Genomic DNA, 20320 nt, shown 5'->3' on the forward strand with positions numbered 1-20320 from the left:
TTCTCCAAAATACCGACCAGACGTCGCCGCATAAATTCCTCATTTAAATTGCACTGCGAGCGGTAAATTCAGCTCAAACTGCTTCGACAACAGCGCATAGGGGCTCGGCCCTGATGTTGCAATTTTGTGCCTGCTCGATGACATGTCGGGGTAACCCATGAAAATTCGCGCAACGGTCATTTGTGAGCAGGACCGGCACGTGCTTCTGGTGCGCAAGGCGGGAAGTCGCTGGACGTTGCCGGGCGGCAAGGTCGAATGGGGGGAAACCGTGGCCGGCGCTGCCGTCCGCGAACTGGAGGAAGAAACCGGGTTGCACGTTGATGAGCTGGTTTACCTGATGGAATTCGAATCAGGCAGCACGCGACACCACGTCTATGAGGTGTCGGTGCTGAACCTGCATCAGGCCCGGCCGCAAAACGAGATCATCGATTGCCTCTGGCATCCGCTGGAAACGGTTCACAACCTGAACATCAGCGACGCAACGCAGAGCATCGTCAGAGCGTTTCTGCGTCGCCTGTAGCCCCAGCGAACGTTAACCCAGGTCGCCACCGCCCACGGGCATGACCATGCCTGTGATGTAAGACGCCTCGTCGCTGGCCAGAAACAGAATGGCGCCAACCTGCTCATCCAGCGTGCCGTAGCGCTTCATCAAACTGCTGTCCAGGGTTTGATCGACGATTTGCTGATACCAGACCTTCTCCTGCTCACTCTGCTCGGCGTCGTTGCGGGGAATACGCCGCGGTGGCGCTTCGGTGCCACCGGGCGCCGTGGCGTTGACTCGCACACCGCGGCCGGCGGTTTCGAACGCCAGACAGGCAGTCAGCGCATTCACCCCGCCCTTCGCCGCACCGTACGGCACGCGGTTGACGCTGCGCGTGGCAATGGACGAAACGTTGACGATCGCGCCACTGCCCTGCTCCAGCATGACCGGCAGCGCGGCGTGGCAGCACCACAACGTCGGAAACAACGAACGACGGACCTCAGCCTCGATCTGCGACGCTTCGTAGTGCTCGAACGGCTTGGCCCAGATCGTACCGCCGACGTTATTGACCAGCACATCGAGGCGCCCGAAATGCTTGACGGCGGCTTGCATCACGCGGCTGCATTCTTCGTATTGCTCGAGGTCGGCGGTCAGGGCCAGGACCTGAGTGGTCGGTGCCAGCTGTTGTTGCACTTCGAACACCAGGTCTGAACGATCCACCAGGATCAGCTTCGCCCCTTCGGCGGCCATACGCTCGGCCACCCGGCGCCCGATGCCTTGGGCTGCGCCGGTGATCAGCGCGACTTTTTCGTGGAATCTGTTCATGAACACCTCAAGATCTGAATGACGACACCGGACCCCGTAGGAGCGTCGCAGCAGAGAAAACTCACGCCGCGCTGGCGGCGAATTTCTCAAAGTAGAAGTTCGCAGGCTTGATGCCTTGCTCGCGGATGAACTGGCTGACCGCCTCGACCATCGGCGGCGGGCCGCACAGGTAGACGTCGACGTCGCCATCGTTCAGATGCTTTGGCTCGATGTGCTGGGTCACGTAGCCCTTGAGCGGGTGCTGGCTGTCCGGGCTGGCGACGCAAGCGCTGAAGCTGAAATTCGGGATGCGCGCAGCGAAGCCTTCCAGGCGATCGAGTTCCACCAGGTCGAAATCATGGGTCACGCCGTAGATCAGATGCAGCGGATGATCGCTGCCCTGCTCGGCGATTTTCTCCAGCATGGCAGTGAACGGCGCCAACCCGGTGCCACCGGCCAGCAACAACAGCGGACGGCGAATGTCGCGCAGATAAAAACTGCCCAAAGGACCGGCCAGGCTGATGTTGTCGCCCGCCTTGGCCATGCCGGTGAGGAAACTGCTCATCAAACCGCCCGGCACGTTGCGAATCAGAAAACTGACCTCGCCGTCGCGCTGCAACGAGCTGAACGAATAGGCGCGGGTCTGCTCGCTGCCGGGAATCTCCAGGTTCACATATTGCCCCGGCAGAAACGCCAGTTTGCTCAGGGCTTCGCCCTTGATCGACAGCGCGATGGTGCTGTCGGACAACTGGCGCACCGCGCTGATGGTCGCGTCGTAGCTGGCCTGGCGGGTACGGCAGACCTCGGAGGATGTCGGTACGCGCACCACGCAATCGCTCTGGGCGCGCATCTGGCAGGTCAGGACAAAACCCTGAGCGGCCTCTTCAGGGCTGAGGGCGTCTTCGATGTATTCCTCACCCAGATCGTAGCGACCGGCTTCGGCAAAACACTTGCAGGTGCCGCAGGCGCCGTCGCGGCAATCCAGCGGAATATTGATGCCCTGGCGGTACGCGGCGTCGGCCACGGTTTCGCCGACATTGGCGTCGATGAACCGAGTGACGCCGTCTTCGAAATTGAACGCAATGGAATGGGTCATGACGGCAGTCTCACAAGTGGTAAACATCGATGACCTGGCGAACGTAGTCGTTCTTCAGGATCACTTTCTTGGCCTTGATCAGCGGATTCTCACCGCGCACGTCGAGGGTGTAGAAACTGCTGCCGAAATAGCTGTCGACGGTCTTGTAGCGAAAACTCAGGGTGTGCCAGTTGAAGCGCACCTTGCACAGTCCGTCGGCCTGTTCGAGCAGCTCGATGTTGCTGATGTTGTGGGACGTGCGGGTGTCCGGCACGCTGGCGCTGGAGCGCTCGGTCTTGATACGGAAGATGCGATCTTCCAGGCCTGTGCGGTTGCCGTACCAGATCAGCGAGATCTCCCGCTGCGGGTCTTCGGTCAACTCGTCGTTGTCGTCCCAGGACGGCATCCAGTACGTCGCGTCGGGGGCGTACATTTCCAGCCATTCGTCCCATTGACGGTCGTCGAGGTAGCGCGCTTCGCGGTAGAGGAAATCGCGTACTGCTTCATAGGAAATGCTCATTGCACGTCCTCCACGGCAATCAGCTTCGACTGCTCGGCCGCCAGGGCCTTGAGCATGGTTTGCTGCCAGTATTTGTGTTGCAGCACGAACAGGCCTTCGTCTTCGGTGCGCACGCCGCTGAGCAGCGGATGCAGGTCGATTTCCTTGGCTGCATCGTCGGCACCTTCAATCCAGTGTTCGGCGCCACGGGACATGTCGTTCCAAGTGGTGACGCTGCCCTGATAGCTGGTCTGGCAGGAGCGGAACTCCTCCAGATCGTCCGGCGTCGCCATGCCGCTGACGTTGAAGAAATCCTCGTACTGACGAATCCGGCTCGAACGGGCGTGGTCGCTTTCGCCTTTGGGGGCGATGCAATAAATGGTGATTTCCGTGCGGTTGACCGAGATCGGCCGGGCGATGCGGATCTGCGAGCTGAACTGATCCATCAGGTACACGTTCGGGTACAGGCACAGGTTGCGCGAGTTCTCGATCATCCAGTCGGCGCGGGCCTTGCCGAAGTCTTGCGCCAGCTCATCGCGGCGCTCGTACAGCGGACGGTCCTCGGGGTTGGACCAACGGGTCCAGAGCAGCATGTGGCCCTTGTCGAAGGAATAGAAACCACCGCCCTGCTTGGCCCACGAACCGGCGCTCATGGTCGGGTTGGTGTCACCCGCTTCACGCTGTTTGCGCTGGTTCTGGGTGGCCGCGTAGTTCCAGTGCACGGAGCTGACGTGGTAGCCGTCGGCGCCGTTTTCGGCGGTGAGTTTCCAGTTGCCTTCGTAGATATAGCTGGAAGAACCGCGCAGCACTTCCAGGCCATCGGCGGACTGGTCGACGATCATGTCGATGATCTTCGCCGACTCGCCCAGGTGCTCGACCAGTGGCACTACATCGGCTTTCAGGCTGCCGAACAGGAAGCCGCGATAGGACTCGAAACGCGCCACCTTGGTCAGGTCGTGGGAGCCTTCGCAGTTGAAGCTAGACGGGTAACCGGCATTGGCCGGGTCTTTGACTTTGAGCAGCTTGCCGGAGTTGTTGAAGGTCCAGCCGTGGAACGGGCAGGTGTAGGAGCTCTTGTTGCCGGACTTGTGCCGGCACAGGGTCGCACCGCGATGGCTGCAGGCGTTGATGAAGGCGTTGAGCACACCGTCCTTGTTGCGCGCGATGAAGATCGACTGGCGCCCCATGGTGGTGGTGTAGAAATCGTTGATGTTGGGGATCTGGCTTTCGTGGGCCAGATACAGCCAGTTGCCCTCGAAGATGTGTTCCATCTCCAGATCGAACAACCGGGGGTCGGTGAACATCTCGCGTTTACAGCGATAGAGACCCTGCTCGGGATCGTCTTCAAGCAGGGAATGCACATATTCGGGTCGCAGGGTCATGGCCGCCGCCTCCATTGTTATTGTTCAGGCAGGGGTCATGCTAGGGCGGGGCGATGAGGCGGACTATCCGCGGGGTGCAGACCTTTATCCGTTTTGTGCAGGGCTTGGGATGGACACCGATCCTTGTAGGGGCTGGCTTGCCAGCGATGGCTGCGTGTCAGACACATCAGTATCGACAGTCAAGCCGCTATCGCTGGCAAGCCAGCTCCTACAAGGGATCGGGTTGATTCAGTGGCGGCGTTTGAGGGTATCGGACGGCAATTCGCCGAACTGTTTGCGGTAGCTGTCGGAGAACCGGCCCAAGTGCAGGAAGCCGTAATCCATCGCCACTTCGGTGACGTTACGCACGTTACAGGTCGGGTCGCTCAGGCAGGCGTTGATGCGCTCAAGGCGCTTCTGACGCAGGTAGTTTTTCGGCGTAAGGCCGGCATTGCGTTCGAACAACCCATACAGCGAGCGCAGGCTCATGTGCGCCTGACGCGCCAGTGCTTCGCTGTCGATGTCCTGCTTGAGGTTATTGGCGATGTAATCGGCAATCGCATCGAACGTGGCTGTCTGCGAGCCGAGTTCGAGGCGACAGACATTGGTTTTCATCAGGCTGAGCATCTTGCTGACGATGATCTGCGTGTAGTGCTCCTGCACCTTGGGGATTTGCTCGCTGGACTCGGCTTCCTGGCAAATCATCGCCAGCAGGTTGACGAAGCCTTCCAGCTCATCGAGTTGATAACGGTTCTCGAGGAACCGTACGCCCTGCCCCGGATAGCGCCAGCGCTGCTCATCGCAGACTGACTCGAACAAACGGGTGGGGACTTTGAGGATGAATTTTTCGCAATCGTCAGAGTACGTCAGGTCCACCGGATCGTCGGGGTTGATCAGCAACAACTCACCGGGGGCGAAATAATGTTCCTGGCCGTGGCCACGCCACAGGCAATTGCCGCGCAGTAGCACTTGCAGGTGATAGATGTTTTCCAGTGCGCCCGAGGTTACCCGCACGCTGGCGCCGTAGCTGATGCGGCACAGGTCGAGACTGGCGAACTTGCGATGATCGAGGCTGGCCAGCGGGCTGCCGGCACGGGGCATGAGAATGCAGTGGTTACCGACGTGCTGATTGACGTAGCCCGACACCGCATACGGGTCGGCATGGTCGAATACTCTGCTGCGCTGACTCAACAGTTGAGCTTGCATCATCGGGTCACTCTCATTGTTGTTATAGGTTGCGTCGGGCCATTCTAGGACCAAACCCCTGTAGGAGCGAGCGTGCTCGCGATGGACTTGAGAACGCCGCGTTTAGCCTGTAAACACGCGTTATCGTTAGCGACCATCGCGAGCACGCTCGCTCCTACAGGGTTGTGTTTCAGTCTTCCAAGGCGCGTACCCGTTCGTGGCGCTGCTGCTCTTCAGGTTGTGCAGTCGACTGCAGGGTGAAATCGAATTCGATTTCGGCAAAACGACCGCTCACACCATGGGCCGCTGCACGCTGTTGATCGTCGCTGAAGGTGATCTTCGCGATCAGCTCGTCACGGGTGGCGTAAGCGAAATCGTCATGCAGGTATTTTTCGCCATCCAGGTTGATCTGGGTGGTCAGGTGGCGATGATCCGGCGCAGAGATGAAGAAGTGCACGTGGGCCGGACGCTGGCCATGACGGCCCAGTTGATCCAGCAGTTGCTGGGTTGGACCGTCCGGTGGGCAGCCGTAGCCCGACGGCACGATGCTGCGGAAACGGTAGCGGCCTTCGGCGTCGGTAACGATACGGCGACGCAGGTTGAATTCCGATTGCGTGGTGTCGAAGTACGAGTAGGTACCGCCAGTGTTGGCGTGCCAAACGTCTACCACGGCACCCGCCAGAGGTTCGCCAGCGGTGTTGAACACGCGGCCTTGCATGAACAGGGTCACACCCGGATCGATGCCGTCATCCAGACGCGCCTCGCCTTCCGACAGCGGTGCACCCGCCACGTACAGCGGGCCTTCGATGGTACGCGGCGTGCCGCCGGATTTGCCGGCCTGCTCGTCTTCAGCGTCCATCAGCAGATCAAGGTAATGCTCCAGACCGAGGCCGGCCACTACCAGCCCGGCTTCCTGGCGTGCACCCAGCACGTTCAGGTAGTTGACTGCTTTCCAGAACTCTTCCGGGGTCACGGCCAGGTCTTCGATGATGTTCACCGAATCACGCAGGATGCGGTACACCAATGCCTTGGTCCGTGGATCACCGGCGTCGTTGAGCAGGCCGCTGGCCTCTTCGAGAAATTTCTGGACTTCGGCAGTGTGGGAAATCTTGACGTTCATTTTGAAGGGTTCCTCATCTTGTAATTATTAGCGTAGCGCGCTGAACAGGCTGGGCTCAGCGGTCGTCGTCACGGATGGAAGAAGGATGCCGACACATCGCATCGATTTCGATGGCCATGTACGGGAACAGCGGCAATTGCATCAGCAGGTCATGCAGTTCCTGAACGCTGTCGACGTCGAACACGCTGTAGTTGGCGTAATGGCCGGCGATACGCCACAAGTGGCGCCACTTGCCCTGCTCCTGCAGGCGCTGGGCCAGGGCTTTCTCGTCAGCCTTGAGTTTGGCTGCCGTTTCCGGATTCATATCGACCGGCAGGTTCACGGTCATTTTTACGTGGAACAGCATAATGCTCTCCTCAGGCTTGATGAATGGCGGTGGATGTCTTGTCGCGGCGGAAGAACGCCAGGCGCTCTTCATCCAGGCTCAGGCCCAGACCCGGGGTGTTCGGCACATGCAGTTCAAAATCGCGGTACACCAGCGGTTCGCTGAGAACGTCTTCGGTCAGCAGCAACGGGCCGAACAGCTCGGTGTCCCACGCCAGTTTGTTCAGGGTGACAAAGGCATGGGCCGAGGCCATGGTGCCCAGGCCACCTTCAAGCATGGTGCCGCCGTACAGGGCGATACCCGCCGCTTCGGCGATCGAAGCGGTACGCAGCACGGCACGTGGGCCACCGTTCTTGGCGATTTTCAGGGCGAACACCGAGGCCGCGCCTTCGCGGGCCAGGTTGAACGCATCTTCCACGCATTCGATGGATTCGTCGGCCATGATCGGTGCCGGGCTCATGGCGTTCAGACGGGCCATACCCGCGCGGTTGTTGCGCGAAATGGGTTGCTCGATCAGGTCGATGCCGTTGGTGCCAAGGATTCGGCAGGCCCGCAGCGCCACCGCTTCGTCCCACGCCTGATTGACGTCGACCCGCACGCTGGCACGGTCGCCCAAGGCTTTCTTGATCGCAATCACGTGGGCCAGGTCGCGGTTGACCTCGCCGGCACCGATCTTCAGTTTGAAGATGCGGTGGCGGCGCAGGTCGAGCATTTTTTCGGCTTCGGCGATGTCTTTTTCGGTATCGCCGCTGGCCAGGGTCCAGGCCACCGGCAGCGCGTCACGCACGCGGCCACCGAGCAATTCGCTGACCGGCAGGCCGAGGCGTTTGCCCAGCGCGTCGAGCAGCGCGGTTTCAATACCGGACTTGGCGAATGTGTTGCCGCGAATGCTGCGCTCCAGGCGCAACATGGCCGCGTTGACGTTGTTGCTGTCCTGGCCAATCAACAACGGTGCGAAGTGCGTGTCGATGTTGGTCTTGATGCTGTCCGGGCTTTCGTTGCCGTAGGCCAGGCCACCGATGGTGGTGGATTCGCCGATGCCTTCGATGCCGTCGGCGCAACGCACGCGAATGATCACCAGCGTCTGGTTCTGCATGGTATGCATCGCCAGCTTGTGCGGGCGGATGGTCGGCAGATCGACGATGATCGTCTCGATCGATTCAATGGCAGTTGCAAGCATTTCGATACCCGTCAGGTTCTTGAAGTTCTGGAATCGATTCTCGTACGGCTTTTTTCCTGAAGCCAATATAGAATTGGTCTGACTTGATACCTTAAAGGTATGCAAACGATTGACGGGAGGCTCCATGGAACTGCGGCACCTGCGTTACTTCCAGGTATTGGCTCAAACCCTCAACTTCACGCGCGCCGCCGAGTTGCTGCACATCGCCCAGCCGCCCTTGAGCCGGCAGATCCAGCAACTGGAAGATGAATTGGGAGTGATCCTGCTGGAGCGCGGGCGACCGCTGAAGCTGACCGACGCCGGGCGGTTTTTCCATGAACACTCCACCGCCCTGCTCGAGCAACTGAACAAGGTCTGCGACAACACGCGCCGCATCGGGTTGGGTGAAAAGACCTGGCTGGGTATCGGTTTTGCGCCCTCGACGCTGTATGGCGTGTTACCGGAACTGATACGCCGCTTGCGCAGCGGTGAGCCGCTGGAACTGGAGCTGGGCCTGTCGGAAATGACCACATTGCAGCAAGTGCAGGCGCTCAAGGCCGGGCGGATCGACATCGGTTTCGGCCGTATCCGCATTGACGATCCCGCCATCATCCAGACCGTGTTGACCGAAGACCGCCTGGTCGCCGCCCTGCCCGCCGGTCACCCGTTACTCGCCGGGCCCATCAGCCTGCGGGATCTGGCAAAGGAACCCTTTGTGCTGTACCCCGGCAATCCGCGACCGAGTTACGCCGACCATGTGATTGCCCTGTTCGAGTCCTACGGCGTGAGCATCCATGTGGCGCAATGGACCAACGAACTGCAAACGGCGATTGGTCTGGTGGGGGCAGGCATCGGGGTCACGCTGGTGCCCGCCTCGGTGCAATTGCTGCACCGCGACGACATCGGTTTTACCCCGATAATGGAAGACAATGCGACTTCGCCGATCATTCTGAGTCGACGGGTGGGCGATGTGTCGCCGGGTTTGAATCATTGTTTGCGGATGATCGAGGAACTGCTACCGCCCGCGACGTGAGGCAATGAATACCTGTGGCGAGGGGGCTTGCCCCCGTTCGACGGCGAAGCAGTCGCTATGCTGCCTACTCGGCATGCCTGAAAGAATGCCGGGGGCCGTTTCGCGCCCCAGCGGGGGCAAGCTCCCTCGCCACCGGTCGGTGTTTACATCAACCCGCAAACGCCCTACGCCCGGCCTTCACCTCGGTACGCAACTCGCCGACAAGATCAGAAATGGCGCGCACGCTGGTCAACTCAGCTGTTGACACACCATTGATCAACAGTTCAACCCGTCCGGTGGCGGGTTCGAAAACCTCAATGCGCAACAGTCCGAGGCTTTCCGTGCATTCGCAGGACAGCGGTTCAAAACCGGACTCAACGATGTTGCATAAGACTGAGATAGGAAGCATGGCCGGTGCCTCGAACGTTAGCAGATCGAATTGACCGTTTCAGCATAGATACACATTGCCGATTATGCGTCAGCAAATTGCCGTCAATTTTGTTATGTCGCTCGCATTCTGGGCATTTCAGTGGGAATTACCGCCCCAGATCCAATTCCAGAACCCCGGCAACTCAACCGGTTGCGAGTCGTCGCGCACCGTTCGCGCCAGGGCGGCTCGAAGCAGCGCAGCCTGATCGTCGTAAAAAGGCGTGTCGGCGACTTTCACGCCACTCGCCTGAGCACTGTCGAGGAGTATCTGCAAATACTCGCGGGCATGCCGGGCGGTGTAGCGGTTGAGGTCGTGGAACGTCACCACCACCGGGATCACCCCATCAACCACCGGCAACTCACCACGGGCGATGCGCTCGCGCACTTCAGACATTGATCGCAGCATGTGTGAGCGGCGTCGCGGGCTGGCATTGAAGCCCCAGATCTTGCCGTCGTTGGCACTCAAATCCGTCAGCAGTACATGCAGGCCATGTTGCTGATACGCCGCGAAGGTGCGCTTGTCGTAGTTCCAGAACGGCGGACGCAGCAACACAGTTGGCACGCCGGTCATGGCGGCAATGTCGGCGCTGCCGTCGGTGAGGGCCTGCTCCAGTTCTGCCGGGTCAAGGGAACGATGATTGGTGTGCGAGGGCGTGGCGGTGTGGAAACCCAGAACGTGCCCTTCTGCGTGTTCGCGGCGCATGATTTCGCGGCCCAGGTCGCTGCCGCCGGCCCTCGGAGCGCGGGTCTGCACAAAGAACACCGCTTTGATGTTCGGTTGCAGCGGATTGTGCGCGAGGCTCTCAAGCACGGTCACGGTCGGATTCCACCAGCTCGATGCACTGGGGCCGTCATCGAACGTCAGCAGAAAACGAATCGGCGGTTGCTCGCGCAGACGCTGTTCGGTCTGCGGGGTCATCTCAATCGGCGCTGCAATGCAACCCAGCAGACCGACTGCCAGGGCGCACACCGTTAAAAATTTGAATAATTGTTTCATGTTTTGCCTTGGGCCGGCCCGCATCGGGCGGCGGGCCGAGGTTGGATAAGGTACACAGAGTTTGGTTCCAGTGCTTGCCAGGCCCATTTTACGTCCAGCAACTAAACTGAAAACACCGCCCAACCAGAGTGTCAGGCCATGTGCGGACGACTGTCGCAATACCACGGAATCCACGACTTCGTGGCGGCGCTGAGCATTCCCGATGCGCTGATCAATCACGTCGGCAACGAGCCATTGGCGCGCTACAACGCCGCGCCCACCACGCAGCTTGCCCTGTTGCATGAGGAAAATGGGCGGCTGCATGCCGACTCGGTACGCTGGGGCTGGCGACCGCACTGGGCGACGGATCGTGCGGCGCCGATCAATGCGCGGGTCGAGAAAGTCGCCCATGGCCCGTATTTCCGGGCGATCTGGCCCCATCGCGCAATCTGTCCGGTTGATAGCTGGTTCGAATGGGTCGATGCCGGCGATTCGACGCGGCAACCCTGGCTGATTCGTCGACGAGACCACGCACCGGTGTTCTGCGCCGCCATTGGTCAGTTCCCCGTCGGTGGCGCGCCTCCACGGGAGCACGACGGCTTCGTGATCATCACCGCCGACAGCGCTGGCGGCCTGCTGGATGTGCATGACCGCAGGCCGGTGGTGTTTTCAGCGGAGTTCGCCAGGGAATGGCTGGACCCGGCCACCCCCAAAGAGCGGGCCGAAGAGATGGTGTTAATGCAAGGCGAAGTGAGTGATGTATTTGAGTGGCACAAAGTCGACAAGGCGGTCGGCAATGTCAGAAATCAGGGCGCCTGGTTAATTGATGAAACAATCAAGTCGTGAGCCTGGCGTGCGTTCAACGCCTCTGCTCTTCAATCTCTTCTTCCGTAGGCTCATCAACATCTTCGTCCGGATCGGGACGCTTGGGTTCATTGGCCATGTTCACCTCGCTGTCTGAAGGGTTCGTTCATCAACCTTAAGCGTAGAACAACTTTCCTGCGCCAAACCTCAGAGCCACCAGCGCAGCACAAAGAAGAAGCCCATGCTCAACAGCATGCTGAGCAAAGTATTACGGGTGTACAGCACCAGGCCGACAGCCACCAGCGAGCTGATCAGGTAGGGATTGTCCCATTGCAGGTTCAGTTGCTTCTCCGGCATGAACACAATCGGCCCGCAAATCGCCGTCAGCATCCCCGGCACCGCAAACCCGAGAAACTGCCGGGCATTACTGCTCAAGCGAAGCGGCAACCTCGGCTCGAGAAACACATAGCGGTTGAGGAACACCAACAGGCCCATTCCGATAATCACTGCCCAGACCATCATGTGCGTCCACCGTAGAATTTGTTGCAGACAAACCCGGCGGTCATCCCCGCCAAACCCGACAGCACCAGGGCCGAACCCCACTGCCAGTAGCTGAATAACACCGAGCAAAACAACGACACCGCCACGCACACCACGGTTGGTACGTTGCGCACCACCGGGGTGATCAGGGCGATAAACGTCGCCGCGATGGAGAAGTCCAGCCCCAGATGCTCAAGGCCCGGAATGCTGCTGCCCAACACAATCCCGGCCAGGGTAAAGAGGTTCCAGGCGATGTAAAACGTCAAGCCGACACCCAGGGCGTACCAGCGGTTGAACTGCTGTTTGTCGTGCTGGCTGGTCAGGGCGAACAGCTCATCCGTCAGCAAGAACCCCAACCCCACACGCCAGCGCCCCGGCAGCGGTGAAATCACCGAACGCATGCTCATCCCGTAGAGCAAATGCTGGGAGGTCAGCAGCAACGTGGTCAACAAAATCGAAAAGATCCCGGCACCGCCCTTGAGCATACCGATGGCAACCAGCTGCGCGGCACCGGCAAACACGATGCTCGACAGGCCCTGACCTTGCAGGGGCGTGAGATTGGCTTCGATGGCCATGGAACCGGCCAGCAAGCCCCAGGGCGCCGTAGCCAGGGACAGCGGCATGATCGCTGCGGCGCCGCGCAGAAAGGCACTGCGGGGCAGGAGTGAATTGGACATGACGTTCTACAGAAAGGGAAAGACCCGTGACTGTGCCAGTCCTCGCGGCCATTGGCTTTAACAATTTTGCTCACCCGCCACGGTATCCAAGGCCAGCCCGAGTACCATGGAGCGATTGATCTACCCGGCCAGGGGCATCGCCATGCTGTACCGAATCGCCGCCGATGGGCTGGTGCTGTTTCATCTGTCGTTCATTCTGTTCGTATTGTTCGGCGGTCTGCTGGTGCTCAAATGGCGGCACCTGGTGTGGTGGCATCCACCTGCAGCGCTGTGGGGGATGGCGGTGGAGTTTTTTCACCTGCCCTGCCCGCTCACCGATTGGGAAAACCATCTGCGCCATCGCGCCGGGCAAGCCGGCTATGACGGTGGATTCATCGAGCATTATGTCTGGCCGATCATCTACCCCGCCGGGCTGACCCCGGGCATTCAGCTTGGGTTAGGCTGCGTGGTGCTGCTGATCAATGTGCTGGTCTATCTTCGTCTGTGGAAATGGCGGCGCACGGACTGACAACACCCGATTCATCCAGCGCCTTGACCGGTCGGGCTAAACGCGTGGCGGTCAGTTGGCGATGACGCTCATATTCCGGCCGCTGGTCTTGGCCACGTAAAGCGCCTTGTCCGCTGCGCCGATCAGATCCTCGGGCCCGGCCAACGAGCTCGCATCACAGGCACTCAACCCAAGACTGACCGTCACCTGCCCTTCGGGACTGTCACCATGCAGGATGTTCGCCTCCTGCACCGCACGACGGATTTTTTCCGCGACCAGAAACGCCCCCACGTAGTCCGCACCGGGCAGCACCACGGCAAACTCCTCGCCACCGTATCGGGCGGCCAGATCACCGGGACTGCGGATATTGTCAGTGATGATCGCACTGACCTTGCGCAAACACTCGTCACCGGCCAAATGCCCGTAGTGATCGTTGAACGCCTTGAAATGGTCGACGTCGAGCATCAGCAACCCGAGGCTCGTCTGGTTACGCCGGGCGCGACCCAGTTCCGATTCGATGAAGATGTCGAACTGCCGCCGGTTGGCCAGCCCCGTGAGCGCGTCGTTGAGGGCCAGTTGTTCGAGGTTGCGGTTGACCCCAAGGAGTTTTTCCTGAGTCCCCAGCAACTCGGCCTGGACTCGGTTCTGGCGCCTCATCAGCTTGATCAGCCGATAACCCAGCATCCAGAGAACGACCAGCAACACCGAGACAAGACCCGCGCTGAGCAGGGTTTGCTTGCGCCAGCTGCCGAGCACTTCGTCCTTGTTCACCGCGACAAAAACGATCAGCGGATAACCCTCGACCCGGCGATACCCCACGACCCGGTCCACGCCGTCGATGATCGATTTGATGGTGGCGGTGCCCGCATCGCCCTTGGGCAGCAAATCAACAAACAACGGACTCTTGGACAGGCTGGTTCCAATATCTGACGAATTGAAGGGTCGGCGAATGACAATGGTCGCGTTGTCGGCGATCAGGTTGATCACACCGTTACTGCCCATATCGATGCTGTCGTAGAGTTGCAGGAAATGGCTCAGATAGATCGTCGCCAGCGCCACCCCGGCGAAGCTGCCGTCCGGATGATTGACCCGTCGCGACACCGGCATGACCCACTCGCCGCTCGAGCGGCTCTTGATCGACGGCCCGATGTGCGGCCCTCGGCCTGGATGATCGCGATGGAACAGAAAATACTCGCGGTCCGCATTGTTGAGCCCCTCCTGCCCGACACCATTGGAGTTGGCGAGCCAGCGCCCCGTTTCGTCGAATACAAACAGACCGTGGAGCTGGCTCAGCTCACTGCGCTGGGCGCTGAGCAAACGCGGCAAGCGGGATTGATCGGCACCCTCGTGCTCCAGTCGATCCACCAGGGTAAACAACAGCGTATCGGCCTGTTTGATTGAATCCTGGGCTTGTGATGCCAGGGCCTGCGCAAGGTTGGACATGGCCACTTCCTTGTCACGCAGATGGTACCGATGCGAGCTCCAGGCCTCCCAGATCAAGATCACCGTCATCGACAGACACACCGCGACCATCAGCGTCACCGCCGAGCGAACCTTCAGTCGGGTCACGGCAGGCCGGCGACTTTCAACAGGATCGTTGATCAACAGATTTCCCATGCTGCTCCCTGAGTGCTGATGATGGCGCGACACTCCTTATCGTTGTGCTGCTCGCTACGCCGCCGCAGGCTTCACCGCTTGAAGCCACGCCGGATTGAATTGCGTCTGCTCGGTGTCGATACCCAGCGCTTCCATCCGCGCCTTGTGTTGCTCCATCTCGTGGATCAACTGGTTGTGGTCACTGGAGTTGCCGTCCAGTTGGTGCATCTGGTTCAAGCCCAAATGATAGAACCGTAGCAGCTTCATGGCCATCGGATCGTCGGCCTCCACGGAGACCTTCACATGGTGCATGACATTGGTGATTGCCATGAGCGTGCGCTTGAGCTGCCAACTATAGACTGCCGGGGCCATCCATGGCTGAGTCCAGAAGACTTTGCGCATCAGCGCCACCATGACCAGTACGGCGACAAACACCCCTCCGACATTGAATCGCAGATTGTCGCCACCCGGCTCACCGAACAACGCCACCGCGGCCGTGGACAGGACCATCGCCAGGGCGAGGAAAATCAGGGCAATGATGATCGTGCTGCGCCGCGTCTGTTGCCGGTAGCGTTCGGCGTTCATCGGCTGGATTTCGAACATTGCGTCAGGTTTCCTTGGGTCATGGGCAAAAAGACTGCGGGCCATTATCGCCTCTGCGAGGGATTTAGCTATGCTGGGGCTCCTTTTCATCTTTTCACCGTCAAACGGGGGACATGGCGAGACCGAGCAGTTCGTGCCATCTTCTTTCATGGATACATATTATTCGGATGTCATTCGCTGGTTTTGCGCGGATGCCGTCGTTTTAAGGATCATTGCATGACCCAACGACAAGTAATCAACGCCTCTGTCAGCCCAAAAGGCAGCCTGGAAACGCTCTCGCAACGGGAAGTCCAGCAACTGAGCGAAGCCGGTTCCGGCAGCACCTACAACATCTTCCGCCAATGCGCCCTGGCCATCCTCAACACCGGCGCCCACGTCGACAACGCCAAGACCATCCTCGAAGCCTACAAAGACTTTGAAATCCGCATTCACCAGCAAGACCGTGGCGTACGCCTGGAACTGCTGAACGCCCCGGCTGACGCCTTCGTCGACGGCGAAATGATCGCCAGCACCCGGGAAATGCTGTTCAGCGCCCTGCGTGACATCGTCTACACCGAAAACGAACTCGACAGCCAACGCATCGACCTGAGCACCTCCCAGGGCATCAGCGACTACGTCTTCCACCTGCTGCGCAACGCCCGCACCCTGCGCCCCGGCGTCGAACCGAAAATCGTGGTGTGCTGGGGCGGCCACTCGATCAATACCGAAGAATACAAATACACCAAGAAGGTCGGTCACGAACTGGGCCTGCGCAGCCTGGACATCTGCACCGGTTGCGGCCCCGGCGTGATGAAAGGCCCGATGAAAGGCGCGACCATCGCCCACGCCAAGCAACGCATCCACGGCGGCCGCTACCTTGGCCTGACTGAGCCGGGCATCATCGCCGCCGAAGCGCCAAACCCGATTGTCAACGAACTGGTAATCCTGCCGGACATCGAAAAACGCCTCGAAGCCTTCGTACGCGTCGGCCACGGCATCATCATTTTTCCGGGCGGCGCCGGCACGGCTGAAGAGTTCCTGTACCTGCTCGGCATCCTGATGCACCCGGACAACGCCGGCCTGCCCTTCCCGGTCATCCTCACCGGGCCGAAACACGCTGCCGCGTACCTGGAACAACTGGACGCCTTCGTCGCCGCCACTCTGGGCGATGCAGCCAGACAGCATTACCAGATCATCATCGACGATCCGGTCGAAGTCGCCCGGCAAATGACCCAAGGCCTCAAAGCGGTGAAGCAATTCCGCCGCGAGCGCGCCGATGCCTTCCACTTCAACTGGCTTCTGAAAATCGATGAGGGCTTCCAGCGTCCGTTTGACCCGACCCACGAAAACATGGCCAACCTGAAACTGAGCCTCGACCTGCCCGCTCACGAACTGGCGGCCAACCTGCGCCGCGCGTTCTCCGGCATCGTCGCCGGCAACGTCAAGGACAAGGGCATCCGTCTGATCGAAGAGCACGGCCCGTATCAGATCCGCGGCGATGCCGCGATCATGCAGCCACTGGACCAACTGCTCAAAGCCTTCGTCGCCCAGCACCGCATGAAGTTGCCGGGCGGCGCGGCGTATGTGCCGTGTTATCGGGTGGTGGCGTAATTCAATCGGCGTAAGAACTCCGACATGAGCTCGACCGTCGTGAACCGCAGTGAAAGCTACGGTTCGCGGCACTCCATGGAAAGAAAAAATGCGCCAACGTCATTCCGCCGAACTGCGAGAGACCCACGAAACGGTGTGGCAGGAGCCGTTGATTGAGATGCTGGAAAACGCCTGACGTCGGGACCAAAAAACAGAAGCGCCTGTTGTTACTCCTGATACCTCGCCCGATAGCGCCCCGGGCTTTCCCCCGTCCACTTCTTGAACGCCCGATGGAAGGCGCTGGGTTCCTGAAAACCCAGCTGTTCGGCGATATCACTGATACTTGCCCCGCTGTGCCGCAACTGTTCGAACGCCACACCCCGTCGCACTTCATCCTTGATCTCTTGATAAGAACAGCCTTCGCGTTCCAGTTTGCGGCGGAAGGTGCTGGGGCTCAGGTGCTGCTCCAACGCGAAGGCCTGCAACGTCGGCCATTCGCTGTAATGACTGCCGCGCAAACGCTGGTGAACGTGTGACGCCAGGCCATGCTGGTTGCGAAAACGAATGACCAACCATTGCGGCGCCGTGCGCAGGAACACTTTCAGCGACACGAGATCCTGTGCCACCGGCAGTCGCAGGTAATGGCTGGCAAATTCGATTTCAGTGCGTTCAGCGCCGAAGGTCAGGTTGGGCCCCCAAAGCAAACGGTCATCGCTGAGCGACAGACGCTCATGGCGAAAGTCGGCGCGATCAATCGGGATACGCCGGCCACCCAGCCAGCACAAAATACTGATCATCAACACCAGGAACGTCTCTTCTCCAAAACGGCTGGCATCGGCGTCTTGCGACTGGGTTTCCAGGCTGATGACTGCCCGTTTGCCACGGACCGTCAGCGTGCCGCGAAAGTCGCGCAAGAACAGTGCGAAATTGGCCAGGCACTGGCGCATGGCTTTATGCAGGTCGGGCTCTTGGATCAAAGCGCGGCATATCAAGGCGAAACTGCCGGGTGGCATGCCATGTGAGTCGAGCCCGAAAAACTCGTCGTCGAGTTCGCGGATCTGTATCAGCCACAACGCAGCAAATGCACTGGCCGGCACTCGCGCCGTCGGCTGTTGCATGATCGCCGGATCGACACCCGCCTGTTCGAGTACCGCCTTCACGCGCTGTGGTTTATCCCGCAGCCCATGGATCATTGCCTGTACAAAATAGGCAGCGACCGAGTCCTTTTCCCGCATATGAACGTTTCTCTTCTCATCATCCGAATGGCAAAAAACGCCAGTGCCGTTGAACAGTTGCGGCATAGGACAACCGTCCTGCCAGCTCTAGACTCGCGGCAATAGTACGCCTTCGGCCGCAGTGGCGGCGAAGGTATCGCACGGTTTGATCGAAGGACGTAAAGATGAATCTGCAAAACATCGGAGTGATCGGTGCAGGCACCATGGGCAACGGCATTGCGCAAGTCTGCGCCATGGCGGGTTTCAACGTGACCTTGATCGACATCTCCGAGAGCGCGCTGCAAAAAGCTGTCGCAACCGTCGGTAAGAACCTTGATCGGCAGGTTGCCAAGGAAACCCTGACACAAGAGCAGAAACTGGCAACCCTCGACAAAATCCGCACCAGTACCGATTACAGCAGCCTGCAAAACGTGCAACTGGTGATCGAAGCGGCCACGGAAAATCTCGAACTGAAATTACGTGTACTGCAACAGATCGCCGCGCAGGTCACCCACGAGTGCGTGATTGCGTCCAACACTTCGTCGCTGTCGATCACCCAGCTCGCTGCGAGCGTCAGCCAACCTGAACGCTTCATCGGCCTGCACTTCTTCAACCCGGTGCCGGTGATGGGGTTGATTGAAGTGATTCGTGGCCTGCAAACCAGTGATGCCACTCACAAACTGGCCCTGGACATGGCAACGACCCTCGGCAAAACCGCGATCACCGCGGGTAACCGTCCGGGCTTCGTGGTTAACCGAATCCTGGTACCGATGATCAACGAATCGATCCTGGTGTTCCAGGAAGGCCTGGCCAGCGCCGAAGACATCGACGCAGGTATGCGCCTGGGCTGCAATCAACCCATCGGCCCATTGGCCCTGGCGGATCTGATCGGCCTGGACACTCTACTGGCGATCATGGAAGCCTTCTATGAAGGTTTCAACGACAGTAAGTACCGCCCGGCTCCACTGCTTAAGGAAATGGTCGCTGCCGGGTATCTGGGACGCAAAACGGGGCGCGGCTTCCATGCCTATGCCTGAGCGTTGTTCGCGTTTCGCAGAGTACCGGGACAAGGTGCTGGAATTGTTTGCCAGCAAAGGTTTCGGCCAGGTCGGCATGCGCGAACTCGCCACGTGCCTGGGGCTTTCTCCAGGCTCGCTGTACCATCATTACCCCAGCAAACAGCACTTGTTACTCGACCTGATCGAAGAGTTCTACGAGGAGCTGTTGGCTACGCTCGAACGCATCCGGCAAAAAGCCCCGGCGAAACGCGACAAACTCAACAGCGTGATACGCGCGCACCTGAACCTGCATCGGGATATGCCTTGGCATTTTCGTCTGGTGGAACGTGACAGCGGTTGCCTGAATGACGAGCAGCAGCAACGGGTGCAGCAGTTGCGCGAACAGTACGAGCGTACCCTGCTGAAAATACTTGATGTAAAGCCCCGTTTCAGTGAGCAGGGTGTGTTGGCAGCCGGGCATGCCATTGCGTCATTGCTCAACAGCGCCCCCAGCTGGCTTACACCTCATATTCTGGATGAACAGGAGCACGATGAGCTGCTGGAGAGCCTGGTGAGTGGTGCCATCGAACGAGTGTTGTCTCCACGACGCGCACCGGAAGCCATAAGTCTGGCCCGGCCTATCGAAAAATCTTCTAAAGAAATTCCCGCCATTACCGCTATTTAGCGCTTTGCTTTTCGGCTCAATACATCGGAATTCGCTGCTGCACCCGGCGTCCAATCCGATGTGTCCCTTCCAAACCTGGAGCCGAATATGAAAATCAATCCTTACCTGATCTTCAATGGCGACTGCAAAGCCGCGTTTGAGTTTTACGCGCAAAGTTTGTCTGGTCAGATCGAAGCCATGACGACTTTTGGCGACACCCCCGCCGCCGAGCACGTGCCGCAAGACCTCCATAACCTGATCATTCATACCCGTCTCGTTGTAGGCGATCAGGCAATCATGGGGTCGGACACCACCCCTGACCGCCCCACCGATAATATGAGCGGATGTTCCATCTCGCTGAATGTCGACAGCATCGCCGAAGCTGAACGCGTTTTCAGTGCTTTATCTGAGGGAGGTAGCGTACAAATGCCGCTGGAGACCACCTTTTGGGCTGCGCGTTTCGGCATGTTGGTCGACCGTTTTGGCGTGTCATGGATGGTGAATTGCGAAAAGGACCAGTGAAAGGAATTCGCAGGTCGTCTAATGACAACACCGCCTGACGGGACGGTGTTTTAAGGACATTGAACTTTCCTGCGGACAAAACAAAACCCCAATTGCTTTCGCAATTGGGGTTTCGGAATTTAATCTTGACGATGACCTACTCTCACATGGGGAAACCCCACACTACCATCGGCGATGCATCGTTTCACTGCTGAGTTCGGGATGGGATCAGGTGGTTCCA

The 20320-nt window shown here is 59.4% G+C and carries 24 protein-coding genes and 1 rRNA gene; 9 read left to right on the forward strand and 16 right to left on the reverse strand.

Features of this window, described 5'->3' with window-relative positions:
* Positions 1–157: 157 nt before the first annotated feature.
* Entirely contained in the window at positions 158–520 is a 363-nt protein-coding gene (locus CKW19_RS05215) for an NUDIX hydrolase (protein WP_095056906.1), read from the forward strand.
* A 12-nt stretch (positions 521–532) separates the two neighbouring features.
* Here CKW19_RS05215 and CKW19_RS05220 read toward each other — a convergent pair whose 3' ends face one another.
* From CKW19_RS05220 to CKW19_RS05255, 8 genes are all read right to left on the reverse strand, one after another.
* The gene (locus CKW19_RS05220; protein ID WP_095056907.1) at positions 533–1306 is read right to left on the reverse strand and encodes a 1,6-dihydroxycyclohexa-2,4-diene-1-carboxylate dehydrogenase; all 774 of its coding nucleotides are present in this window, start codon (positions 1304–1306) and stop codon (positions 533–535) included.
* A gap of 61 nt (positions 1307–1367) precedes the next feature.
* Positions 1368–2381 (reverse strand): benzoate 1,2-dioxygenase electron transfer component BenC, encoded by a 1014-nt coding sequence (gene benC / locus CKW19_RS05225; RefSeq protein WP_095056908.1) that lies wholly within the window; start codon positions 2379–2381, stop codon positions 1368–1370.
* A 10-nt stretch (positions 2382–2391) separates the two neighbouring features.
* Positions 2392–2880 carry a benzoate 1,2-dioxygenase small subunit gene (benB, locus tag CKW19_RS05230; RefSeq protein WP_095056909.1) on the reverse strand — a complete coding sequence of 163 codons (489 nt, stop codon included), beginning with the start codon at positions 2878–2880 and terminating at the stop codon, positions 2392–2394.
* Positions 2877–4241 carry a benzoate 1,2-dioxygenase large subunit gene (gene benA, locus CKW19_RS05235; protein WP_095056910.1) on the reverse strand — a complete coding sequence of 455 codons (1365 nt, stop codon included), beginning with the start codon at positions 4239–4241 and terminating at the stop codon, positions 2877–2879. The genes benB and benA overlap by 4 nt, the downstream gene beginning before the upstream one ends.
* 228 nt (positions 4242–4469) lie before the next feature.
* A complete protein-coding gene (locus CKW19_RS05240) occupies positions 4470–5429 on the reverse strand; it encodes an AraC family transcriptional regulator (RefSeq protein WP_095056911.1) in 960 nt (319 codons plus the stop codon).
* 166 nt (positions 5430–5595) lie between these two features.
* A complete protein-coding gene (gene catA / locus CKW19_RS05245; protein ID WP_095056912.1) occupies positions 5596–6525 on the reverse strand; it encodes a catechol 1,2-dioxygenase in 930 nt (309 codons plus the stop codon).
* Between the two features lie 55 nt (positions 6526–6580).
* Positions 6581–6871, reverse strand: coding sequence for a muconolactone Delta-isomerase (gene catC, locus CKW19_RS05250; protein ID WP_095056913.1), 291 nt, complete (start codon positions 6869–6871; stop codon positions 6581–6583).
* A 10-nt stretch (positions 6872–6881) separates the two neighbouring features.
* The gene (locus tag CKW19_RS05255) at positions 6882–8030 is read right to left on the reverse strand and encodes a muconate cycloisomerase family protein (RefSeq protein ID WP_177408773.1); all 1149 of its coding nucleotides are present in this window, start codon (positions 8028–8030) and stop codon (positions 6882–6884) included.
* Between the two features lie 124 nt (positions 8031–8154).
* On the opposite strand from CKW19_RS05255, the gene CKW19_RS05260 reads away from it, so the two are divergent.
* The gene (locus CKW19_RS05260) at positions 8155–9042 is read left to right on the forward strand and encodes a LysR family transcriptional regulator (protein ID WP_095056915.1); all 888 of its coding nucleotides are present in this window, start codon (positions 8155–8157) and stop codon (positions 9040–9042) included.
* A 148-nt stretch (positions 9043–9190) separates the two neighbouring features.
* Here the strand turns inward: CKW19_RS05260 and CKW19_RS05265 are convergent, their stop codons facing one another.
* Positions 9191–9430, reverse strand: a complete 240-nt coding sequence (locus CKW19_RS05265) for a DUF1652 domain-containing protein (RefSeq protein WP_095056916.1) — start codon at positions 9428–9430, stop codon at positions 9191–9193.
* Between the two features lie 117 nt (positions 9431–9547).
* Positions 9548–10447, reverse strand: coding sequence for a polysaccharide deacetylase family protein (locus tag CKW19_RS05270; RefSeq protein WP_095056917.1), 900 nt, complete (start codon positions 10445–10447; stop codon positions 9548–9550).
* A 138-nt stretch (positions 10448–10585) separates the two neighbouring features.
* Here CKW19_RS05270 and CKW19_RS05275 point away from each other — a divergent pair, with 138 nt between their 5' ends.
* The gene (locus CKW19_RS05275; RefSeq protein ID WP_095056918.1) at positions 10586–11272 is read left to right on the forward strand and encodes an SOS response-associated peptidase family protein; all 687 of its coding nucleotides are present in this window, start codon (positions 10586–10588) and stop codon (positions 11270–11272) included.
* A 165-nt stretch (positions 11273–11437) separates the two neighbouring features.
* Here the strand turns inward: CKW19_RS05275 and CKW19_RS05280 are convergent, their stop codons facing one another.
* Both CKW19_RS05280 and CKW19_RS05285 read right to left on the reverse strand, forming a co-directional pair.
* The gene (locus CKW19_RS05280; protein ID WP_177408774.1) at positions 11438–11749 is read right to left on the reverse strand and encodes an AzlD domain-containing protein; all 312 of its coding nucleotides are present in this window, start codon (positions 11747–11749) and stop codon (positions 11438–11440) included.
* The gene (locus CKW19_RS05285; RefSeq protein ID WP_095056920.1) at positions 11749–12447 is read right to left on the reverse strand and encodes an AzlC family ABC transporter permease; all 699 of its coding nucleotides are present in this window, start codon (positions 12445–12447) and stop codon (positions 11749–11751) included. The genes CKW19_RS05280 and CKW19_RS05285 overlap by 1 nt, the downstream gene beginning before the upstream one ends.
* 142 nt (positions 12448–12589) lie before the next feature.
* Here CKW19_RS05285 and CKW19_RS05290 point away from each other — a divergent pair, with 142 nt between their 5' ends.
* Entirely contained in the window at positions 12590–12955 is a 366-nt protein-coding gene (locus tag CKW19_RS05290) for a DUF2784 domain-containing protein (protein WP_095056921.1), read from the forward strand.
* Between the two features lie 51 nt (positions 12956–13006).
* Here the strand turns inward: CKW19_RS05290 and CKW19_RS05295 are convergent, their stop codons facing one another.
* Both CKW19_RS05295 and CKW19_RS05300 read right to left on the reverse strand, forming a co-directional pair.
* Positions 13007–14551, reverse strand: a complete 1545-nt coding sequence (locus CKW19_RS05295; protein ID WP_095056922.1) for a sensor domain-containing diguanylate cyclase — start codon at positions 14549–14551, stop codon at positions 13007–13009.
* 54 nt (positions 14552–14605) lie between these two features.
* A complete protein-coding gene (locus CKW19_RS05300; RefSeq protein WP_095056923.1) occupies positions 14606–15133 on the reverse strand; it encodes a DUF3087 domain-containing protein in 528 nt (175 codons plus the stop codon).
* A 216-nt stretch (positions 15134–15349) separates the two neighbouring features.
* Between CKW19_RS05300 and ppnN the strand changes: the two genes are divergently transcribed.
* Positions 15350–16723 (forward strand): nucleotide 5'-monophosphate nucleosidase PpnN, encoded by a 1374-nt coding sequence (ppnN, locus tag CKW19_RS05305; RefSeq protein WP_095056924.1) that lies wholly within the window; start codon positions 15350–15352, stop codon positions 16721–16723.
* Positions 16724–16772: 49 nt separating this feature from the next.
* A complete protein-coding gene (locus tag CKW19_RS28995; protein ID WP_256580300.1) occupies positions 16773–16898 on the forward strand; it encodes a hypothetical protein in 126 nt (41 codons plus the stop codon).
* Between the two features lie 31 nt (positions 16899–16929).
* On the opposite strand, the gene CKW19_RS05310 is transcribed toward CKW19_RS28995, so the two are convergent.
* Positions 16930–17937, reverse strand: coding sequence for an AraC family transcriptional regulator (locus CKW19_RS05310; protein WP_095056943.1), 1008 nt, complete (start codon positions 17935–17937; stop codon positions 16930–16932).
* A gap of 164 nt (positions 17938–18101) precedes the next feature.
* Between CKW19_RS05310 and CKW19_RS05315 the strand changes: the two genes are divergently transcribed.
* The 3 genes from CKW19_RS05315 (at position 18102) to CKW19_RS05325 (ending at position 20100) form a co-directional block, all read left to right on the forward strand.
* Entirely contained in the window at positions 18102–18953 is an 852-nt protein-coding gene (locus CKW19_RS05315) for a 3-hydroxybutyryl-CoA dehydrogenase (RefSeq protein ID WP_095056925.1), read from the forward strand.
* Positions 18940–19599: a TetR/AcrR family transcriptional regulator gene (locus CKW19_RS05320; protein ID WP_095056926.1), complete on the forward strand. Its 660-nt coding sequence runs from the start codon at positions 18940–18942 to the stop codon at positions 19597–19599. Before CKW19_RS05315 ends, CKW19_RS05320 begins: the two co-directional genes overlap by 14 nt.
* Before the next feature lie 87 nt (positions 19600–19686).
* The gene (locus CKW19_RS05325) at positions 19687–20100 is read left to right on the forward strand and encodes a VOC family protein (RefSeq protein WP_095056927.1); all 414 of its coding nucleotides are present in this window, start codon (positions 19687–19689) and stop codon (positions 20098–20100) included.
* A gap of 123 nt (positions 20101–20223) precedes the next feature.
* Here the strand turns inward: CKW19_RS05325 and rrf are convergent.
* Positions 20224–20320 (reverse strand): 5S ribosomal RNA (gene rrf, locus CKW19_RS05330); the annotation flags it as partial.

This window comes from Pseudomonas sp. Irchel s3f7, assembly GCF_900187615.1.
Taxonomy (GTDB): domain Bacteria; phylum Pseudomonadota; class Gammaproteobacteria; order Pseudomonadales; family Pseudomonadaceae; genus Aquipseudomonas.